Annotated in this window: 14 protein-coding genes and 1 other annotated feature; of the genes, 3 read left to right on the top strand and 11 right to left on the bottom strand. The window is 43.0% G+C overall.

Going from position 1 to position 19,934, the window contains the following annotated elements; translation table 11 throughout:
* Positions 1 to 35: 35 nt before the first annotated feature.
* The 8 genes from BUB56_RS10105 to argB form a co-directional block, all read right to left on the bottom strand.
* Positions 36 to 836, bottom strand: coding sequence for a sugar phosphate isomerase/epimerase family protein (locus BUB56_RS10105; protein ID WP_110941200.1), 801 nt, complete (start codon positions 834 to 836; stop codon positions 36 to 38).
* Between the two features lie 19 nt (positions 837 to 855).
* Entirely contained in the window at positions 856 to 2,451 is a 1,596-nt protein-coding gene (gene serA / locus BUB56_RS10100) for a phosphoglycerate dehydrogenase (protein WP_110941199.1), read from the bottom strand.
* A 77-nt stretch (positions 2,452 to 2,528) separates the two neighbouring features.
* Positions 2,529 to 3,602, bottom strand: coding sequence for a pyridoxal-phosphate-dependent aminotransferase family protein (locus BUB56_RS10095; protein ID WP_242946284.1), 1,074 nt, complete (start codon positions 3,600 to 3,602; stop codon positions 2,529 to 2,531).
* 50 nt (positions 3,603 to 3,652) lie between these two features.
* Positions 3,653 to 3,857, bottom strand: a binding site (T-box leader).
* Positions 3,858 to 3,938: 81 nt separating this feature from the next.
* On the bottom strand, positions 3,939 to 7,157 hold the full coding sequence (carB, locus tag BUB56_RS10090) for a carbamoyl-phosphate synthase (glutamine-hydrolyzing) large subunit (RefSeq protein WP_110941198.1): 3,219 nt from the start codon (positions 7,155 to 7,157) through the stop codon (positions 3,939 to 3,941).
* Positions 7,148 to 8,227 carry a glutamine-hydrolyzing carbamoyl-phosphate synthase small subunit gene (gene carA, locus BUB56_RS10085; protein ID WP_110941197.1) on the bottom strand — a complete coding sequence of 360 codons (1,080 nt, stop codon included), beginning with the start codon at positions 8,225 to 8,227 and terminating at the stop codon, positions 7,148 to 7,150. The genes carB and carA overlap by 10 nt, the downstream gene beginning before the upstream one ends.
* 106 nt (positions 8,228 to 8,333) lie before the next feature.
* Positions 8,334 to 8,816 carry a type 1 glutamine amidotransferase family protein gene (locus BUB56_RS10080; protein ID WP_110941196.1) on the bottom strand — a complete coding sequence of 161 codons (483 nt, stop codon included), beginning with the start codon at positions 8,814 to 8,816 and terminating at the stop codon, positions 8,334 to 8,336.
* 855 nt (positions 8,817 to 9,671) lie between these two features.
* On the bottom strand, positions 9,672 to 10,838 hold the full coding sequence (locus BUB56_RS10075; RefSeq protein ID WP_110941195.1) for an aspartate aminotransferase family protein: 1,167 nt from the start codon (positions 10,836 to 10,838) through the stop codon (positions 9,672 to 9,674).
* Positions 10,839 to 10,843: 5 nt separating this feature from the next.
* Positions 10,844 to 11,716: an acetylglutamate kinase gene (gene argB / locus BUB56_RS10070; protein ID WP_110941194.1), complete on the bottom strand. Its 873-nt coding sequence runs from the start codon at positions 11,714 to 11,716 to the stop codon at positions 10,844 to 10,846.
* A 156-nt stretch (positions 11,717 to 11,872) separates the two neighbouring features.
* On the opposite strand from argB, the gene argC reads away from it, so the two are divergent.
* Together argC and argJ are read left to right on the top strand one after the other, a co-directional pair.
* Positions 11,873 to 12,910 carry an N-acetyl-gamma-glutamyl-phosphate reductase gene (argC, locus tag BUB56_RS10065; protein ID WP_110941193.1) on the top strand — a complete coding sequence of 346 codons (1,038 nt, stop codon included), beginning with the start codon at positions 11,873 to 11,875 and terminating at the stop codon, positions 12,908 to 12,910.
* Positions 12,911 to 13,206: 296 nt separating this feature from the next.
* Positions 13,207 to 14,424 (top strand): bifunctional glutamate N-acetyltransferase/amino-acid acetyltransferase ArgJ, encoded by a 1,218-nt coding sequence (argJ, locus tag BUB56_RS10060; protein WP_110941192.1) that lies wholly within the window; start codon positions 13,207 to 13,209, stop codon positions 14,422 to 14,424.
* Positions 14,425 to 15,059: 635 nt separating this feature from the next.
* On the opposite strand, the gene BUB56_RS19900 is transcribed toward argJ, so the two are convergent.
* Together BUB56_RS19900 and BUB56_RS10050 are read right to left on the bottom strand one after the other, a co-directional pair.
* Positions 15,060 to 15,398, bottom strand: coding sequence for a glutaredoxin family protein (locus tag BUB56_RS19900; RefSeq protein ID WP_110941191.1), 339 nt, complete (start codon positions 15,396 to 15,398; stop codon positions 15,060 to 15,062).
* A gap of 76 nt (positions 15,399 to 15,474) precedes the next feature.
* The gene (locus BUB56_RS10050; RefSeq protein WP_190014394.1) at positions 15,475 to 16,983 is read right to left on the bottom strand and encodes a hypothetical protein; all 1,509 of its coding nucleotides are present in this window, start codon (positions 16,981 to 16,983) and stop codon (positions 15,475 to 15,477) included.
* A 182-nt stretch (positions 16,984 to 17,165) separates the two neighbouring features.
* Here BUB56_RS10050 and BUB56_RS10045 point away from each other — a divergent pair, with 182 nt between their 5' ends.
* Positions 17,166 to 18,029 (top strand): DUF4438 domain-containing protein, encoded by an 864-nt coding sequence (locus BUB56_RS10045; RefSeq protein ID WP_110941189.1) that lies wholly within the window; start codon positions 17,166 to 17,168, stop codon positions 18,027 to 18,029.
* Between the two features lie 23 nt (positions 18,030 to 18,052).
* Here BUB56_RS10045 and ptsP read toward each other — a convergent pair whose 3' ends face one another.
* Complete coding sequence (ptsP, locus tag BUB56_RS10040; protein ID WP_110941188.1) at positions 18,053 to 19,744, bottom strand: phosphoenolpyruvate--protein phosphotransferase; 1,692 nt, start codon at positions 19,742 to 19,744, stop codon at positions 18,053 to 18,055.
* Between the last annotated feature and the right edge of the window lie 190 nt (positions 19,745 to 19,934).

The following is a 19,934-nucleotide window of genomic DNA, read 5'->3' as shown; positions in this document are numbered from 1 at the left end:
GGATAGATAAAATAAAAACCAGCATTAGGCTGGTTTTATTTATATAGTATCTTTTTTAAGTTTTCAAAAGCTAAAGCTGCTTTCTCTTTCGGCCTAACCTCGATGATATAGATCATATCCTCCTGCCCCATTTTCTCAATGTGCCCCCAGAAGTCTACCTTTCCCTCCCCGATAACCTGATGATCGCTGACCTCAGTTACATCATGAAGATGACAGGTCTTTACCCGGTGAAGATGTCTTTGGAAGAATTCTACTTCCCCGTATAGATTCGTATAGGAATGACCGATATCCCAAGTAAGATAGACATTTTCTTTTTCCAGCAACTCCTCCAGCACTTCCTGTACCAAAGCCTTTGGAAACCGTCCTGAGTTTTCCACGCAAAGCTTCATTCGATCTCCACAATAATCGCCCAGACCTATAAGACTGTTTTTTAATATTCGCTTGAAGTCTTGGTAGTAAAGCTCCTCCAGGTAGCATTTCCCTTCTGTCATAGTGAAATAAACAGAGGTGCCTACGTGGATCGTCATTCGGGCAGCGCCGATATCACAGCCAAAATCGATGATTTCCTTGAGTCTTTTGATGCCTGCCTCTCTGACTTCCTCATGGAGCTGAAGCAAAGAGATATCCTCCGGTGCATGGAGGGTTAAGGCCACATCCTTTTCTCTTTTGTACATACGAATTTCATTTCTGGCCTCTTTACTGTAGCTTTCCGGAAAGAAGCAAGGCATATTCATATTGATTTCTACCGCATTCATACCATGCTCTGCTGCAAAGTCAATAGCTGATAGAATGTCTTTTTCCCACATGGCAGCTGCATATCCGATCCGATGATTCATACCCATTCCCCCTTGGTCTTTATGATAGCTTTATACCCTTCGCCCAAAGTACATTATCAACCTTCTCTAATTTTTCCAAGGTATCATTGCCAACTTCGTCATCGATATTTAAAACCATTAACGCTTTTTCCCCTCGATGATGCCGTCCTACCTGCATGGTGGCGATGTTAATTTTCTCCTTTCCTAAAAGGGTCCCGATATTTCCGATAACCCCGGGAACATCCAGGTTTTGAATAAACAGCATATGCTCACTGGGATTTACATCTACCTCATAGCCGTCGATTTCCACCAGCTTGCCCTCCCGTTTCGTTGACAGGTTTCCTGCTAGGGTAAAGGTACCTCCCTTGTGCTTGATTTTCACAGCAATTAAGTCTGCATATCCATTATAGGGCTGATGGATTTTCTTCTGTTCTATGACGATATCCCGCTGCTTCGCCTGCAGGCAGGCGTTTACATAGTTTACCTTCTCTTTGATGACAGTTTCTAACAACCCCTTCACAAAGGCGATAGTCACCATCTCTGTATCCTGATCTGCAATATTTCCCCAGTATGCCATTTCAATCAATTCAATGGTCTCGTTATGGAGCTGATAATACAGCTTGCCCAACCTTTCCATCAATTCTATATAGGGTTTGATATTGGCCAGTTCATCTCGATGAAGGGCTGGAAGATTGACTGCATTGGGCACGATTTCACCCTTTAAGGCATTGAGAACCTGCTGGGCTACTGTGATTCCCACGTTTTGTTGGGCTTCTACGGTGTCGGCACCGATATGAGGCGTTACGATCACATTATCCAGCCCAAAGAGCGGTGTATTAAAGCAAGGCTCCTGCTCGTGTACGTCTAATCCCGCACTGGCAACCTTTCCGCTTACCAGTCCGTCATAGAGAGCCTTCTCGCAGATAATGCCCCCTCGAGCTGCATTGACGATACGGACACCCTTTTTCATCAATTGAATTTCTTCCTCACCAATCATCTTAAAGGTCTCTTTTGTTTTCGGCGTATGGATAGTAATGAAGTCAGCCTCTTCCAAAAGCTCCTTTAGGGTCTCTTTCTTTTCTGCACCAAATCTTCTAAATCGCTCATCAGAGATGTAGGGATCATAGGCAATGATCTTCATGCCGAAGGGTGCCATCCGGGTAGCTACTAAAGAACCAATTCTGCCTAAGCCAATGATACCCAGGGTCTTATTGTAGAGCTCTGACCCTTTAAATGGTGTCCGGCTCCAATTTCCTCCCTTTAAATAGCTGTTGGCTTGGGGAATATTCCTTGCCTGAGCCAGCAGCAATCCAATGGACAGCTCACAGGCAGAGAGGGTATTGCTCTCAGGGGTATTGGCTACGATAATCCCTCGTTCCGTGGCAGCATTGACGTCAATGTTATCAATGCCGTTTCCTGCTCTTCCTACAACCTTAAGTTGTTTCCCATGCTGCATCAATTCTTCATTTACCTTTGTTTCACTTCTTACGATGAGCCCATCATATTCCCCAATACGCTGGAGCAGTTCTTCCCGGGGAAGTCCTAGGGCAATATCTACCTCCATCTCTGCCTGCAGCAGTTTGATCCCTTCTTCATCCACCTTTTCTGTTATCAATATCTTTTTTCTATCCTCCATGAGTATCCTCTCCTTTTTCGCTTTATTGTTATCCAGTTATACTGTATAGAAGTGTTTAAGTGCAAAGAAAACCGACTTTAGCAAACCTCCTCTAAAGCTCCTTTCAAAGCTGTTAAAGTACGGTCTATCATCTCTTGGTTGACATAACCCATATGTCCCACACGAATCATGGTTCCCTTTAGTTGGTCCTGACCCCCTGCAATGACGATGCCATACTTGGTTTCCATGATCTTTTTAATCTCTTCTCCCTTTGTAGTTGCAATAGCAGTAATGGTATCGGACAAATAATCCGGATGGGTATAGAAGGGCAAACCCAGCTTTTCTACTTCCTGTCTAAAATAAGCAGCCAGTATCCTGTGTCTCTCAAATACTGCCTCTAAGCCTTCCTCCTGCATCATTTTTATCGCTTCGCTGGCAGCTCCGATCAAAGCTACTGCCGGTGTGTAAGGGTTTTGAGGACTGGGCTTCTCCATATCCTTTCTGGCCTTTTTGAAATCCCAGTAGTATCTGGGAAGCTTTGCTTTCTCTACCTGTTCCCATCCCTGATCACTGACACCGATAAAGGTCAACCCCGGCGGCGACATCAGCGCTTTTTGTGAAGCAGTGATGAGTACATCAATATGCCAGTCATCCATACGAATCTCGCTTCCCCCTAGGGAGCTGACTGCATCCACCACATAAAGCTGAGGTTTTTCTTTCATCCACTCACCGATTTCCCGGATGGGATTCACAGCCCCCGTTGAGGTTTCATTATGAGTCAGGATCAAGGCTCTATGTTCATCTTTCAAAGCCCCTTCAAGCTCTTCTAAGGTAGCCCCTCTTCCCCATGGGATTTCCAATACATCGATCTCCAGACCAAAGGTACGGCCAATCTCTATAAATCGATCCCCAAACACGCCGATGGATACAGCCAGTACCCTATCTCCAGGAGAAAAGAGATTTACAATCGCCGCCTCTAAGCCTCCCGTTCCTGCAGCCGGGAAAGTCAGCACGGGATTCTTCGTCTGAAATACGTATTTTAATCCTTCGTTTAACTCTCCGAAAATTCTTCCAAACTCCTTTGTTCGATGATGACACTGGGTATTTTTCATTTTCTCCAGAACCCTCTCTGGTACATTGGTCGGTCCTGGGGTCATCAATAGCATTTGCATCCTTTCTTCCTCCTTTTATAGGTAAAATAAAGACCCCGTCCTTTACACATGTAAAGGACGGGGATCAACATCCACGTGGTACCACCTTTTTTCACTGCCAACACAGTCTCTATTTGATAACGGAAATTTCCGTCGCAGGTTTTTTACCCCCGCGCAGCTCCCGGTCGGATTCAACAGCTCTTATTGTCGATTCGCACCACCCATCGACTCTCTGAGAACAAGATGCTATTTACTATTACCGTTCAACGCCTTTGATGATTTTTTCTATTATATTATGATTATTTTGAAAAAGCAACTATTTAAAAATATTTTTATATATTATATTGTTTTGCTTTTTTAAGCACTGTATTTTACCTGATCATCCTCTGGCGAAAAGTAGGAATCTAAGGTCTTATAGATCACCGGTCTGCCTTCCTTCTTCACAGCGATAGCCTTTAAGAACACACGGGCTGTATCGATAGAAGTAAAGAGGGGCACTCTGTATTCGCTGACCTTTCTGCGCATCTTAAAACCCTCACGCTGGCTGTCATTTCCGATAGTAGGCGTATTGATCACCATCTGAATCGTCCCCTTGGAAAGCTCCTGAGCCAACTGATGGAGTTCAATTGTTTCACAAGAAACATTTTTCTCTGCCAGGTAATTGCTGGTTCCTGCTGAACCGTAGATTTTAAAGCCCATGGCTGCGTAGTCTTGAATGACCTCCAAGCCTTCTTCTTTATCAACTTCTTTCAGGGATACATAGATGCCTCCCGCGGTTGGAATCTTGACGTTGGCACCGCTGAAACCTTTATAGATGGCGATGTCCAGATCTGTATCGATGCCCAGTACCTCACCGGTAGACTTCATTTCCGGTCCCAGGTAGGTATCTACATCCGTCAGCTTTTCTCCTGAGAACACCGGCACCTTTACTGCATACAAGTCTTGATTTTCCTTGAGTCCAGTACCATAGGACATTTCCTTCAACTTCTTGCCCAGCATGATGTCTACGGCAATCTTCACCATTGGTACCTGTGTAACCTTGCTCAAGATGGGCACAGTTCTGGAAGCTCTCGGATTTACCTCGATGACATAAACATCCTTGCCGTCAAATACATATTGGATATTCACAAGACCCATAATTTTTAGGCCCTTAGCAATCTTCTTGGTATGCTCCACTAGGGTTTTTACTGTATCCTGTGACAGTGAAACATAAGGATATATGGTAATACTGTCACCAGAGTGGATCCCTGTTTTCTCCACATGCTCCATGATTCCAGGGATCAGCACATCCTCGCCGTCTGCAATGGCATCTACCTCGATCTCAATCCCTTTTACATACTGATCGATTAGAATTGGATACTTTTTAGAAAGGTCCACAGCTTCCTGCATATAGCTTTCCAGGGCATAATCGTTATAAACAACCTGCATGGCCCGGCCGCCGATAACATAGGATGGACGCACTACTACAGGATATCCCAGCTCCTTTACTGCTTCCTTAGCCTCTGCAATGCTGGTTACAGATTTGCCTGTAGGGGTAGGGATGCTCATTTGGCCAAGGAAATCTCTGAATTTTTCTCGATCCTCTGCAAGGTCAATGGATTGATAAGAGGTTCCCAATATGTTGACGCCTCTTTCGTAAAGCTTCGGCGCCAGGTTTACAGAGGTCTGCCCGCCAAACTGGAGCACCACGCCCTCTGGCTTTTCACTGCGGATGACATTCATCACATCATCAATATAGAGGGATTCAAAATACAGCTTATCTGCCGTATCAAAGTCGGTACTTACAGTTTCCGGGTTATTGTTCATGATAATGGATTCGTATCCAGCTTCCTTGATCGCCCATACTCCGTGAACGCAGCAATAGTCAAATTCTATTCCCTGGCCGATACGGATGGGGCCGGAACCGATCACCAATATTTTCTTATTATCACTGATAATATTTTCGTCTTCCTCTTCGTAGCAAGAGTAATAGTAAGGAGTTTCTGCATCAAATTCCCCACTGCAGGTGTCTACCATTTTATAAACCGGATAGATTTGATGCTCTTTTCGAATAGCCTGCAGCACATCCCGGGTCAATCCCGTCAGGTCACAAATCTCCGTGTCGGTAAAGCCCATGGACTCAGCCCCATAAAGGAGATTTTCGTCCATTGGCTCCTGCTGCAGTCGGTACTCCATTTTTACAATATTATTTACCCCGTGGAGGAACCATGGGTCTATTTGGGTAACTTCATGAAGCTTTTCTATGGTAATTCCTCTTCTCAGAGCATCCGCTATAGCGAAAATTCGCTCATCATCGCATTTTTCGATTTTCTCGAAGAGCTCTTCTTCATTCATATCCATAATCGAGAACATTCTTAATCCGGTAAATTTGCCTTCCAGGCAGGTTACTGCCTTTAGGAGGGCACTTTCAAAGCTTCGGCTGATGGCCATAACCTCTCCTGTGGCTTTCATCTGGGTACCCAGAGTTCTGGCAGCCTTGCTGAACTTATCGAAAGGCCATTTAGGAAACTTTACTACGATATAGTCTAAGGTTGGCTCGAAGCAGGCACTGGAGCTTTTCGTTACGTAATTCTTCAGTTCATCCAGGCTGAATCCAATGGCAATTTTCGCGCCGATCTTAGCAATCGGATAACCTGCCGCCTTAGAAGCCAGGGCACTGGAACGGCTAACCCTTGGATTTACCTCGATTACCACATAATTTGAGCTCTTTGGATCCAGGGCAAACTGGATATTGCAGCCCCCTTGAATTTTAAGGCTTCGGATAATCTTAATGGAAGCCTGTCGCAGCATCTGATATTCCTTATCCCGCAGGGTCTGGGAAGGTGCCACAACAATACTGTCTCCCGTATGCACCCCTACAGGGTCCATATTTTCCATATTACAGATAATGATGCAGTTATCTTTTTTGTCCCGAATGACTTCATACTCTATTTCCTTCCAGCCTGCTACACTTTGCTCCAGCAGGATCTGCCCAATGGGACTGTTGTGAATGCCACGTTCGCAGATTTCGATCAGTTGTTCATGGTTGGCAGCAATTCCGCCGCCGGTACCTCCAAGGGTGAAGGCGGGACGAATGATCACCGGAAAACCGTACTGCTGTACAAATTTTTCGCATTGTGCAATATTGGTGGCAATAATACTCATAGGCACCGGTTCATCGATCTCCAGCATCAATTCCTTGAAGGCTTCACGATCCTCTGCCTTTTTAATGGTGTCGCTGTCGGTTCCTAAAAGCTTTACACCGTACTTGTCTAAAATACCCTTTTCCTGCAGGTTCATCGCTAGGTTTAGTGCCGTCTGACCGCCAAAGCCCGCCAGAATACCGTCGGGCTTTTCTGCCTCCAATATTTTCTCCAAGCTTTCGATATTCAAAGGTTCGATATATACCTTATCTGCCACATTCATGTCCGTCATGATAGTAGCAGGGTTGCTGTTTACCAGCACCGTTTCAATTCCCTCTTCTTTGATGGCCTTGCAGGCCTGTGTACCGGAGTAGTCAAACTCTGCGGCCTGACCGATAATGATAGGGCCTGATCCAATAATCAACACCTTTTTTAAGCTTTTGTCTAAAGGCATACTGCTCCCTCCTTCATCAGGTTCATAAATTTGTCAAATAGGTAGGAGGAATCTGTTGGGCCAGGAGCTCCTTCCGGATGGAACTGTACGGAAAATACCGGAAGTTCCTTGTGTTTCATGCCCTCCACCGTGTTGTCATTCAGGTTAATATGGGTTAGAACCATTCCTTTGTCTTTTATACTCTCCGGGTTTACTGCATACCCATGGTTTTGAGAAGTAATATAGGCTTTGTCCTTATCAATATCATATACACCATGATTGCCCCCGCGGTGTCCGTATTTCATTTTATAGGTATCACCGCCTACAGCTAATCCCAGGATTTGATGTCCTAAGCAAATCCCAAAGGTAGGCAGCTTGTGCATAATCTTTTTAACCATAGCAATGGCTTCTGTAACGGTCTTTGGATCCCCAGGTCCATTGCTTAGAAGTACTCCGTCAGGGTTTAGATTCATGATCTCTTCATAAGATGTATTGTATGGTAAAACAGTAATGTCACAGCCTCGTGCTTTTAGATTGTTGACGATATTGGCTTTTACCCCAAAATCCACCAAAGCAACTTTTAGTCCCTGCCCCGGAATATGGATCATTTTCTTTGTGCTTACATCCTTCATCCAGTCATCCTCTTGCTTTGCCTGTTTGATATGATTCTCCAGGTCTTGAACGGATAGAGCTTCATTTGAGATTACACATTTGATGGCTCCTGTATTTCTGATTTTCTTTGTAATGCTTCGGGTATCTACATTGCTGATGCCTACGATTCCCATGGCCTTCAGCATTTCTTCCACAGTTTTTTCACTCATATAATTGGAAGGATTTTGAGCAATAGACTTTACCACAAATCCTTTTGCATATACCTTTTCTGACTCTTGTTCCCATTGATTTACACCATAGTTTCCGATTAGGGGATAGGTCATGGTGATGATCTGGCCCGCATAAGAAGGATCCGTAAGAATTTCCTGGTACCCTGTGATAGAGGTGTTGAATACCAACTCTCCAACAGAGGTTCCCTTTTTGCCAAAGCCTTTTCCTTCGTATACTGTTCCGTCTTCTAAATATATCAATCCATTCATTGTCTACACCTCTATTTTCTATAGATTCTTAACGATTGACCCAAGCAATCTCCTCTACATAATGAAACAGGAAAGTTCATTTCTTTTCTGTTTCTTTTATTGCTATTTATGCATATTTCATGATTTCTTCCAGTTGATTTTGCTGACTCATATCACAGCAGTACAGTTTATTTTCCTCGCTGATCATAATATCGCCTTCCTGCTTCCAAGTCTGTACCCCTGCCTGGGCTGCAGCTTCCTTTACCAGTTCTTGGCCTAAGCCGATGCCGAAAATTTTCTTTTTGCCAATCAGTGCCTTAATCTTATCCACAACCATTGGAATTTTTTCTGCATCAAGCTTTCCGTTAGACACCATTACGATATCATGGGGTACCATATTCAATTGGTTTACGCTAAAATCCTCGTCAAATACATTTAGGCTGCATTTCATGTTGACCATATCCATCAGGTTCTCTTTTTGCATTCCCAGATTGATCACTGCCACCTTTGTGATTTTAGGAGCAATGTGAAAATATCCTCCCTTGCAGCTGCTGCAAACCTCTTCCATGTTAACTGTATGAAGTGCTTTTGATGAAAGCATATATGTCATGGTTTCTCATCCTTTCTTTTAATAAGATAATATATTTTTAATTCTGCTTATGTTAGAGGCCTGCGCCTTTTACGATATCGCTTCATATTTTATCAACCCTTCTTTACTTGGTTATTTATAATTATACTTATTATTATATATTTATGCAATAGTTATTTAAAATTTTTTAGTTTTTTTTATGTGTTTTTTTTGTTTAATGAAAGAAAGGGTTAAAAATCAGAGACTATCAGGCTTATATGCACCTTTTCCACTGCATGACATATGATTATCTATCTCTGTATTTCTCAATTTATCAAGGATTTTTGCTGTAATTTTATAAGCATTTTAATAATATTTATTCATTTCTTATCACAAAGCTTTCTCTCTTTTTATGCATATATATCCATATCAAGACAAAAAATTAACCTTCTGTCAGAGGCAGAAGGTTTGGTTGCACAGCTTATAGAGATACAGGAAATCCCGCATCTTTCTTCACCTCCTTTTTGGCCTCTCTGGACCATTTTAAAGGAAAATCTATTTTCATTTCATCAAATCGTAACATAATTACTTCTATATTGTCAAGCATAAAATGTTTGCAGGTCTATTTCATTTTCGGAACGACACAGGGGTCGTTCCCTACCCTTTGTAAAGCAGAAAATACGAGATACTACGTGAGCGTCTTTTTGATCCTTTTGCTTTTGTTCTTAGTAAGTGAAGATAAAGAAAGCGTATAAAAACTTGCATGTTTGAACGGAGTGAGTTTGCAAGTTTTAGCTTTCTTTATCGTAAGGAGCTATAGAACAATCGAAAGGGCAAAACTAGCGAATCTGTATCTTTATTTTCTAGATATCTTCTCAAAAAGTGCAAAATGTTAGCCTATAGTTCGCTTAATGCTGCATCAATGATGGCTACAGCCTCATCAATTTCCTCTTGGGTTACATTCAGCGGCGGAAGAATTCTCACAACCTTTTCTCCTGCACCTACCAGCAGCAACCCCTTTTCAAAGCACTTTTGCACCAGCTGCTTGCCTTGGATAATTAATCCAAGTCCAAGCATCAGGCCCATTCCTTGAACGCCCTGTACTACCGTGTGTTTTTCCTGCAGCTTAGACAGCTGATCTACAAGATATTTGCTTTGTTGGATTGTATTCTCTAATACACCCTTTTCCAGCAGCTCCTCTAATACCGTTAGCGCTACTGCGCAAGCCAAAGGATTTCCTCCAAAGGTACAGCCGTGATCTCCCGGTGCAAAGGCTTCTGCGGCTTCCTTTTTGGCCAGAGTAGCGCCTATGGGAAACCCACCTCCCAAGCCTTTGGCCATACAAATCACATCGGGCTGAACAGCAAAATTTTCGTAGGCAAACAGTTTTCCTGTTCTTCCGATTCCACACTGGACCTCATCGAAAATAAGCAGTGCCTGATACTGATCGCAAAGCTCTCTCGCCTTTTGCAAAAACACAGGACTGACTGTAATAATGCCTCCTTCACCCTGGATCGGCTCCAGAATGACTCCACATACGGATTCATCCATTTTCTCTGCCAAATCCACAGGATCGTTAAACTTAACCGTCTTAAGCCCCGACATCAACGGCATGAAGTCTTTTTGGTATTTTTCCTGTCCGGTTACTGCCAGGGCTCCTAATGTTCTGCCGTGAAAAGAATTCTCCATATATAGAATGACATTTTTATCTTTGCCGCCCTTGATCTTCCCTTGCTTTCGAGCCAGCTTCAGAGCCGTTTCTACTGCCTCTGTACCGCTGTTGCTGAAAAAAACCTGATGATGATGACTGTGGGCTGCGAGCTTTTCAGCCAGCATCAGCTGTTTGTCATTCCAATACAGGTTGGATACATGCATCAAAGTCTGACTTTGATCTGCCAGGGTTTTTGCAATAGCCGGGTGACTGTGCCCCAAGCAATTCACCGCTACCCCCGATACAAAATCCAGATAGACCTTTCCTTCTGTATCATAGACCTTCGTGCCTATCCCTTTGGTGAAGGTCACATCAAATCTTCCGTAGGTATTCATGATATACTCTTTTTTCATATTAATTAAACCCTCCCTTTCACCATGGTTCCAATTCCTTCGTTAGTAAATATCTCCAGCAGCAAGCTGTGTTCCTTTCTGCCATCAATTAAATGGACATTTTTTGTTCCCCGTTCCAGAGCGTCAATACAGCATTGGGCCTTTGGAATCATTCCCCCCTTTAAAACACCAGTATGAATATATTCCTTCAATTCCTCTATACTAATTTCTGAAATAAAGCTCTCAGGATCATTGATATCTTTATAAATGCCTTCTATGTCCGTCAGCAGAATCAGCTTTTCTGCTTCCAGTACTGTACTCATAGCGGAAGCTACATAATCCGCATTGATATTATATACCTTTCCTTCTATATCACAGCCTACAGGAGAGATCACCGGCAGCTGTTCCTTTTCTAATAAATCTGTCAGCAGCTTTTTATTGATACTGACTACCTCTCCTACAAATCCGATATCAATTTTTTCTTCCCCTTCATAGAGATATTTCTTTTCAGCTTCGATAAGATGCCCATCTCTTCCACTGATTCCAATGGCACTAACCCCATGCTTGCAAAGAGCCGATGCAATTTCTTTGTTAATCTGTCCCGAAAGAATCATTTCTACCACTTCGATAGCCCTTTCATCCGTTACCCGCAGCCCATGAACAAATCTGCTTTCAATGTTTAGCTGCTCCAGCATGGAGGAGATACAGGGTCCTCCGCCATGGACGATAATGATGTTGATTCCTACCAGCTTCATTAGTACTACATCTTCAATAAATGCTTTTTTTGCTGCTTTATTTTTCATAATACTGCCGCCATATTTAATCACAAAGGTCTTTCCTCTAAACTTTTTAATATAGGGCAGGGCTTCGATGAGAATTTTTACTGTTTCACCATTCATGAACTTGATCCACCAACCTTTTAAGAAAATGATAATTATAATTATACGTTTGTTTTAATATTTATTCAATAGTTTTTGTGTTTTTTGTTTTTGTTATTGAATATTTATGTTATATTATTGTATAATTACAAATATAAATCTTCGAGGTGATAAAATATGATAAATGTTGGTGTAATTGGTTCAACAGGATATGCAGGACAACAGTTGGTTTGGTACTTGCACAGGCATCCCCATGTGAAAATCCGCTTTCTAAGTTCTCATAATCATACAGGCTTATCCTTTTCTGCCACTTATCCGAACTACAGGAATTTTATGCAGGACATTTGCATAGATATCCAAGAAGCAGAGCAACAGCTCTCTAAAATAGATGTGTTATTTATTGCATTGCCCCATGGTAAATCCTTCGACCTGGCACAAAAGGCATTAACACAAGGTGTAAAGGTAATCGATTTAGGAGCAGATTTCCGCCTCACCGATGCCAACCTTTATAAAGACTGGTACGACCTGGATCATGGCTGCCCTCAACTGCTTTCTCAAGCAGTATATGGATTGCCGGAACTCCACCGGGATAAAATAAAAAATGCCAGCCTTATTGCCAATCCGGGCTGTTATCCAACCGCCAGTATACTGGCTCTGGCTCCTTTATTAAAGGAACAGCTTATCGTGAAAGAGTCTATTGTTATTGATGCCAAATCCGGCGTATCAGGGGCCGGCAGAACAGCAAATATTGCAACGCTCTATACAGAATGCAGCGAATCCATTAAGGCTTACGGAGTGGCTAGTCACAGACATACACCGGAAATTGAACAGGAGTTAGGCTTACTGAACGGAAGTCCTCTTTTCATTTCCTTTACACCTCACCTGGTTCCCATGAATCGGGGAATCCTGGCAACCTGTTATGGAAGCCTTCGAACGCAGATTTCAAAGGAAGCCCTGTATGACTGCTACCAATCCTTTTACCAAAATGAATATTTTGTACGGGTACTAGACACGATACCAGAAACGAGAAATGTAAAAGGCTCCAATCTCTGCGACATCGGACTGCGGATAGATGAACGAACTGGAAGGGTTATCGTGATCTCAGCCATCGACAATCTCATAAAAGGTGCTGCCGGTCAGGCGGTTCAAAACATGAATATCATGTTTGGTCTGGTGGAAATGATCGGTTTAGATATACTGCCGATGGTTCCTTAAAAAATAAATTTAGCCTGCCATGCTCTAGTACCATTCTCTAATCATCAGAAAATACAGATACTAGAGAGCAGCTCTTTGATCCTTTTGCCATCGTTCTTAGTGACTGGAGTTAAAGAATACTAAAAAAAACTTGCATGTTTGAACGTAGTGAGTTTCCAAGTTTTAGCATTCTTTATCGAAAGGAGCTTTTGAACGACCAAAAGGGCAAAACTAGCGAATCTGTATCTGTATTTTCTAGATGACTCTACCTTAAAGAAAGAAAAAAATTATAAATTTACTATAGGAGGTTATTATATATGAAAATTCTAGAAAACATGACGGTTACCGATGTATCGGGATTTCAGGCAGTAGGTATTCACTGCGGTATTAAAAAGAATGGAAAAAAAGACTTATGTGTTTTATATAGCAAGGTGCCTGCCGTAGCTGCAGCAGCTTTCACAACTAATATCGTTAAAGCAGCCCCCGTACAGGTCAATATGGAGCATTTAAAATCTGATACCACCCAGGCCATCGTCATTAACAGCGGTAACGCCAATGCGTGTACCGGTTCCCAAGGCCTTCAGGATGCTCAGGAAATGGCCAGTACAGCAGCAGCAGCCTTAGGACTTAGTCCCCAGCAGGTAATGGTCAGCTCAACAGGAATCATAGGTGTACCTATGCCGATGCATGTGGTGGTTCCCGGTATCCAAGCAGCCTGCGAACTTTTAGACAATGGCAATGGTCAAAGTGCTGCTGAGGCGATTATGACCACCGATTCCTTCCCCAAGCAGATCACCGTTGAGATCCTCCTGGATAACCAACCGGTACGTATCAGCGGCTTTGCAAAGGGTTCCGGCATGATTCATCCCAATATGGCTACTATGCTTTCCTTTGTGGTGACCAATGCAAATATTTCTAAAGACCTGCTGTCTGCAGCTCTCAAGGAAAGTGTCGGTGACTCCTACAATATGATTTCTGTGGACGGGGATACCAGTACCAATGATATGGTCATTGCCTTGGCCAATGGCACTGCCAACAATCCTCTGATCGATACGGCAAATGATCAGTATGCATTGTTTAAGAAGGCTTTGGACTACGTGAATATAGAGTTGGCCAAGATGATCGCAAAGGATGGAGAAGGGGCAACCAAGCTGATAGAGGTTTCCCTCCATAATGCCTGCACACAAAAGGATGCTAAGCTATGTGCCAAGTCCGTTATATCCTCTAATCTTGTTAAATCAGCCTTTTTCGGCGCTGATGCCAACTGGGGAAGAATCATGTGCGCCCTGGGATATTCCGGCGGTACCTTCTCTCCCCAAGCGGTAGATGTGTTCTTTAAAAATGAAAAGGGCATTTTACAGTTGGTTCAAGACGGTGCGGGACTTCCCTTTGATGAGGATCTGGCCAAAAAAATTCTCGATGAAAGCTATGTCAATATTGTTATTGATCTAAAGGATGGTTCCTATAGCGCTACAGCCTGGGGCTGCGATTTAAGCTATGATTATGTAAAAATAAACGGTGCCTATCGTTCGTAAATTTTATCCCCTTTTCCAGTAACCCCTTTAGAGTCTTTTCGTAAACACTAGGCTGTAAGGGGGTTGTTTTTGCAAAGTCAATGGGCTTATTTTTGTGGTTTTTTGTATTTATCATCGTATTTTTACTATAATATGTGTAAACAGGCTTGAGAGAGGATTCTATGATTCCTGTATTCGTAAACAGGCTGTGGATAAAAAGGCTGTACAAGAATACGCAGTTGCTGAAACTATGTATAATCATAGAAAAAACTAGTATTCTCAGTTCGAAATCGTTATCAAAGCCCTCCTAAGCTTCCGAACAGGGACTTTGACGAGATCACTTTTTTTCAACTTATTATTTTAGAAAAAGTGGCCTTGTCACGGAATCGAGAGGATCCTAGGAGGGCTTTGCTTGTTCATATCATCAATCTGAAAGCGGGTATGCCCGGTTTTTTTGTCTAAGATAGTATAAATTAATGAAGGGTTCAATAAAAGTAATTTTAAGGTTTAAAACATTTTAAAGCATTTTTTGACAATAAAAAAACGCGGTCATAGGGGATGAAATCCCCTGCCGCTGTAAGAGGGGTGCTCAGGCTGCTTTGCAGCCGTCGAAGGGGAACTAGATTCCCCTAGCGAAGCACACGCCGTAGGCTTTTCTATGTACTTATTTTCATTTTGTGCCTGCACTTGGGACAGGTCACCATCAGTGTCCCTTTGTTTTTGGGGACCCGCATACGGATCCTACAGCCTGGACAGGATTGAATAGTAAAATCCAATAAAGCTTCAATCTTTTCTGTATCTAAACCAACTACCATATCCTCACCAATTAGGAATGCAGGCACTCCCATTACTTTTCTTTTCATCAGTTCCTGCCTGGCCCTTAGATCCTCTTGAATATCCCGTTCCTCATAGGGAATTCCTTTTTGCGAAAGATACTCCTTCGCTGTATAGCAATGGGGTCAGGTTTTGCTGGTAAAAAGCACTACTTTTTTCATGTATCCACCTCCAAAATCATTAGATTTCCCTTCTCCTTTATCATGCAGTCTAACCAAATCATTTTATTTCATCCTACTACCATAGGGGTAAATTGTTGGCCTTTAGATAGTTTTCCTTACTCAGAATCAGCATTTCAAAATCATCGTCCCGGTATCCGTCTACTTTTTCAAAAAATCCCTGGCTAATGCGCAGATCCTTTAATGTCAGTACAGGATAATCCTGCTTTCCATAGGTACCATCTGTCATATAGGCATACCATAGATCGCCGTTTTCCTTAATCCAGCTAAAACGGGTATCTTTGACTGCCTGCTTGATTTTTCCCGCCAATGTATAATAAGCTTCTTCTTCTGTTAATATGTATAGATGATATAAAAAGTTCATTTCTGTCACCAGATGATTGAGGGAAACATGGGTTACAGCCTCAGGCTTCATATCATGTCCATAATCCATTATCAACCAACCTCCGTTGACTGTCTCAAAATGATGATTCTCAGCAAATTGCAGCAGGTAGTCTCCATATTTTTTCCCTGCCTCTAAGAATACAGGATCCTGATATTTATCATAGCCCTTTAACAAAAAAATAGCTGCATCCGTTGAAAATCGAGTGTCATAAAAACTGCTGTCGATACCATAATCCTGCATCAGCCAGTTGGATCGCGGAGTAGACCACCAATAACCCCTTTGATTCTGTGATCTTACCGCTTTATAAAGGGAAACCAAACCAAAGTCTTCGAAAAATCTGGCTCCCTCTGTACGGATAAACAACTCTCCAATATGGTGGGCCGGATTAAACCAAAAGCTGGTGGGTGAGGTAGGATAATAGCTGCTAGGTGTAAAATAATAGATTCCTTCCTGGCCCTGCTTTCGAACACGGTTTAAATCCGCCATGCGCAAATGGATTGGTGCCATAGAATCTTCCCAATCCACCAGCCTCTCCTGTGATAAAACCCCCCACTGCTCCACACTGGTCCCCTTTATGTTGGGAAACTCCAGAAGAAGGCATTCATCCCCTATCCGAAGGGCCTTTCCCAGATCATATCGTTCCTTCTTTACCCCTTTATCCTGTAGTTCGAAAACGTCGATATAGCTGAGATAATAGGAGGCTGCTGTATCGTCAATATACATGGATTCTTTGGGCAGTTTTGTTTCCTTGTTTCCGCTCACTATTTCTGACCATTGAGACTTTGAAAAGTCATAACCCAAAGGATAAGTTACATAACGGTATGTAAAATCTGTAAGTTCTACGGGTATGGAAAGCATCAAAGATCGCTTGTCGCTTTGCTGGGGCAAATAACGCAGATAATAATACAAATCTCCGTTGGCCAAGCGATACTGGTTCATGGTCAGCCTCCCCATCGGTTGTTTTCCTTGAACCACATCCCACCCGTAAACCCTTTCTTCAGCCTGGGCAAATTGCCGGGCATCTTGAAAGACTGGCACCAACTGGAAATCCTTTGATTGGCTTCTGACAAACTCTTGATTGAAGGCTTCTAAAGCTGTAGCGCTGCTGTGAACCTGTACCGTCATAAACATGAATATAATAATTATGCATATAAGGCATCTCTTCCCCCTGAGTCTTGGCACGTCCCAAACCCCCCTGTTGTTTTGTGCATGAATCCTGCTGCTTAGGCAGCCCTGATTCATCTTTATTATTCATTTTTTCTATTTTATCATGCTTTTGCCCTTCGTGGGAAAAGGGGTTTATTTTTTTTTATAGAATATTCTATCACATCAATATTCTTATGTGTAAAGGGGGCTTATGGGATATGATTAAAACTAATAAAGACAGAGTCGTCATGCAATCGGTTCAGGGGCAGATTGCTCATCCTGTTGCGGTTTATCCTTACCGTATCAGCCATGAAGGTGCACCGCTTATATTGCCCGCTACCGGGGGCATCACCTATAATGTACAGGTAGGTGATCCTGCCATGGGTTGGGCCGGAGACCATGTAGAACCGGGAGTGAGCATCAAATTGACGGAAACGGGGCCCAATGGCGGACTCAATCTTCTAGCCTGTGTAGGCAATGAAGCCAAAGTCGTCAGCGGTGATGCAAAGGGTGCAAAGGGCTTTGTGACTGGAACTCATGGAGGAATTGATCATGTGTTGATCTATTTTCATGAAAAGGATTTAGAAAATATGACCATCGGGGATAAAATTCTGATAAAGGCCTATGGACAGGGTTTAAAACTCCTTGATCTGCCGGAAGTCATGATTATGAATATGGACCCCAACTTATTAGAAAAAATGGAACTTCACATCGGCAAGGATGGAATACTGGAGGTTCCGGTAGTAACAGAGGTTCCGGCCTATCTGATGGGCTCCGGTATTGGCGCTGTAACAGCTGTCAGCGGAGATTATGACATTATGACAGCAGATGCGGGAGCAAATGCTGCCTTTGGGCTAAATGACCTTCGGTTTGGGGATATTGTGCTGCTTCAGGACTGCGACAACAGCTATGGCAGGGGCTTTTTAAAAGGAGCTGTATCTATTGGCGTCGTGGTCCACAGTGATTGCGTTAAAATGGGCCATGGTCCCGGGGTGACCACCCTTATGACCTGCAAACTTCCAAAAATTCGCGGAATAAAGGACTCTAAAGCCAATATAGCTCATTATTTAGGCATAAGATAAACCCGCCATTTGGCGGGTTTATCTTATAGGTTTTGCGCAACAAACTTCTCAATCTCTTCGGCACTCTTCATCTTGAGCACCTGCTCTGCTAAGCCTTTCATCTTTTCATAGGAAAGTCCCTGAATCTGCTTTCTGGCCGGCAGGATAGATCCTGCACTCATACTAAACTCATCCAGACCCATTCCCAACAGTACCGGAATCAGTCGCTTGTCTCCCGCAACCTCGCCGCACATGCCTACCCAGATGCCTGCCTGATGGCCGCTGTCGATAACGGTCTTGATCAATCTTAATACGGCAGGATTGAAAGGATTGTATAGATGGGATATCTTTTCATTCATACGGTCTACTGCCGTAGTGTACTGAATCAAGTCATTGGTGCCGATACTAAAGAAATCTACCTCATCGGCCAATAGGTCAGCAATCACCGCCGCAGAAGGAATCTCTATCATGATTCCTACTTCAAAATCAGGGGCATAGGCTATTCCCTGGCTGTCTAATTCCTGCTTTACTTCCTCCAATATACGATTGGCTCCCCGGATTTCCTCCACGCAGGAAATCATGGGATACATAATTTTTAAATTGCCATAAACACTTGCCCGCAGCAGTGCCCGCAGCTGTGTTTTAAAAATATCTGTTCGATCCAGGCAAATCCGGATGGCCCGGTAGCCCAGGAAAGGATTGGCTTCCTTAGGCATATTCATATAGGGGAGCTCTTTGTCTCCTCCGATATCCAGGGTTCTGATTACCACAGGGCGCTCTCCCATGATCTCCAGCACCGCCTTGTAGGCTTGATACTGCTCTTCCTCTGAAGGTAACGTTGTTCTGTCCATATATAAGAACTCTGTACGATACAAACCAATGCCTTCTGCCCCGTTTTCATGGGCCTTCTTAGCATCCTGTGGATTTCCGATATTGCAGCCAATCTCTACCCGCCTGCCATCTAAAGATAGGCTCTGACTGCCTACCAGCTGCATTAACTCTTTCTTTGCCGCCATTTCTTTTTCTTTTCTTTCTAAGTAGGTTTTTACTACGGTCTCTTCCGGATTGACCAGTACCACGCCTTCGTCACCGTCAAATACCACCTGGTCTCCTGTCTTGATCTGTTCTGTTATGTTCTTTAAGCCTAATACTGCAGGAATCTCCATGGAACGGGCCATGATAGCACTATGGGAAGTTCGTCCTCCGATATCGGTGATAAAGCCCAATACCTTTTCCCGATCCATTTGAGCTGTATCCGAAGGGGTAATATCATGGGCTACTAACACGACCTCCTCCTTTAACACAGATAAATTGGGTATTTCTTTTCCCAATAGATTCATTAACAATCTCTGACCCACATCCTTGATGTCTGCGGCTCTTTCCTTCATATACTCATTGTCCATGCTTTCAAACATGGTGATAAATAGATTTAGTACGTCATCTAAGGCAGCTTCTGCATTGATGTTTTCCGACTGAATTTTATCCTCTACATTGCCTAAAAGCTCCGGATCTTCCAAGATCATAATATGAGCATCCATAATGCTTTTTTGCTCTTCTCCTGCTTTTTCCTTAATCATCTCTATCTGTGCTCTTGATACCTTTACCGCTTCTTGAAATCTGCTTTTCTCTTTATCCAGATCATCAACTTTTTTTCGTTCAATAATGATGTTCTCCTTTTTTAGTACGAGCGCCTTCCCTACGGCAATTCCCGGAGATGCTGCAATTCCTTTAAACATAGCCTTCATTCCCCCTCTATTTTTAACCTTTGCTTCAAATAGAGCCCTACTTGCGATGCCCTCTGATGTTTATTTATATCATATTTTATCTGTGATTCACCCGTCAACTGCTTTTATTCCGTGAAATCGTTTACCTGAAAAAAATGTTATTTTATCCTGCAAAACTGCAAAAAAAAAACAGACCGAGATA

The sequence above is a fragment of the Geosporobacter subterraneus DSM 17957 genome (genome assembly GCF_900142145.1).
Lineage (GTDB): Bacteria > Bacillota > Clostridia > Peptostreptococcales > Thermotaleaceae > Geosporobacter > Geosporobacter subterraneus.
The sequence above is the reverse complement of the archived record's forward strand: the minus strand, read 5'-3'. Positions and strand labels throughout refer to the sequence as shown.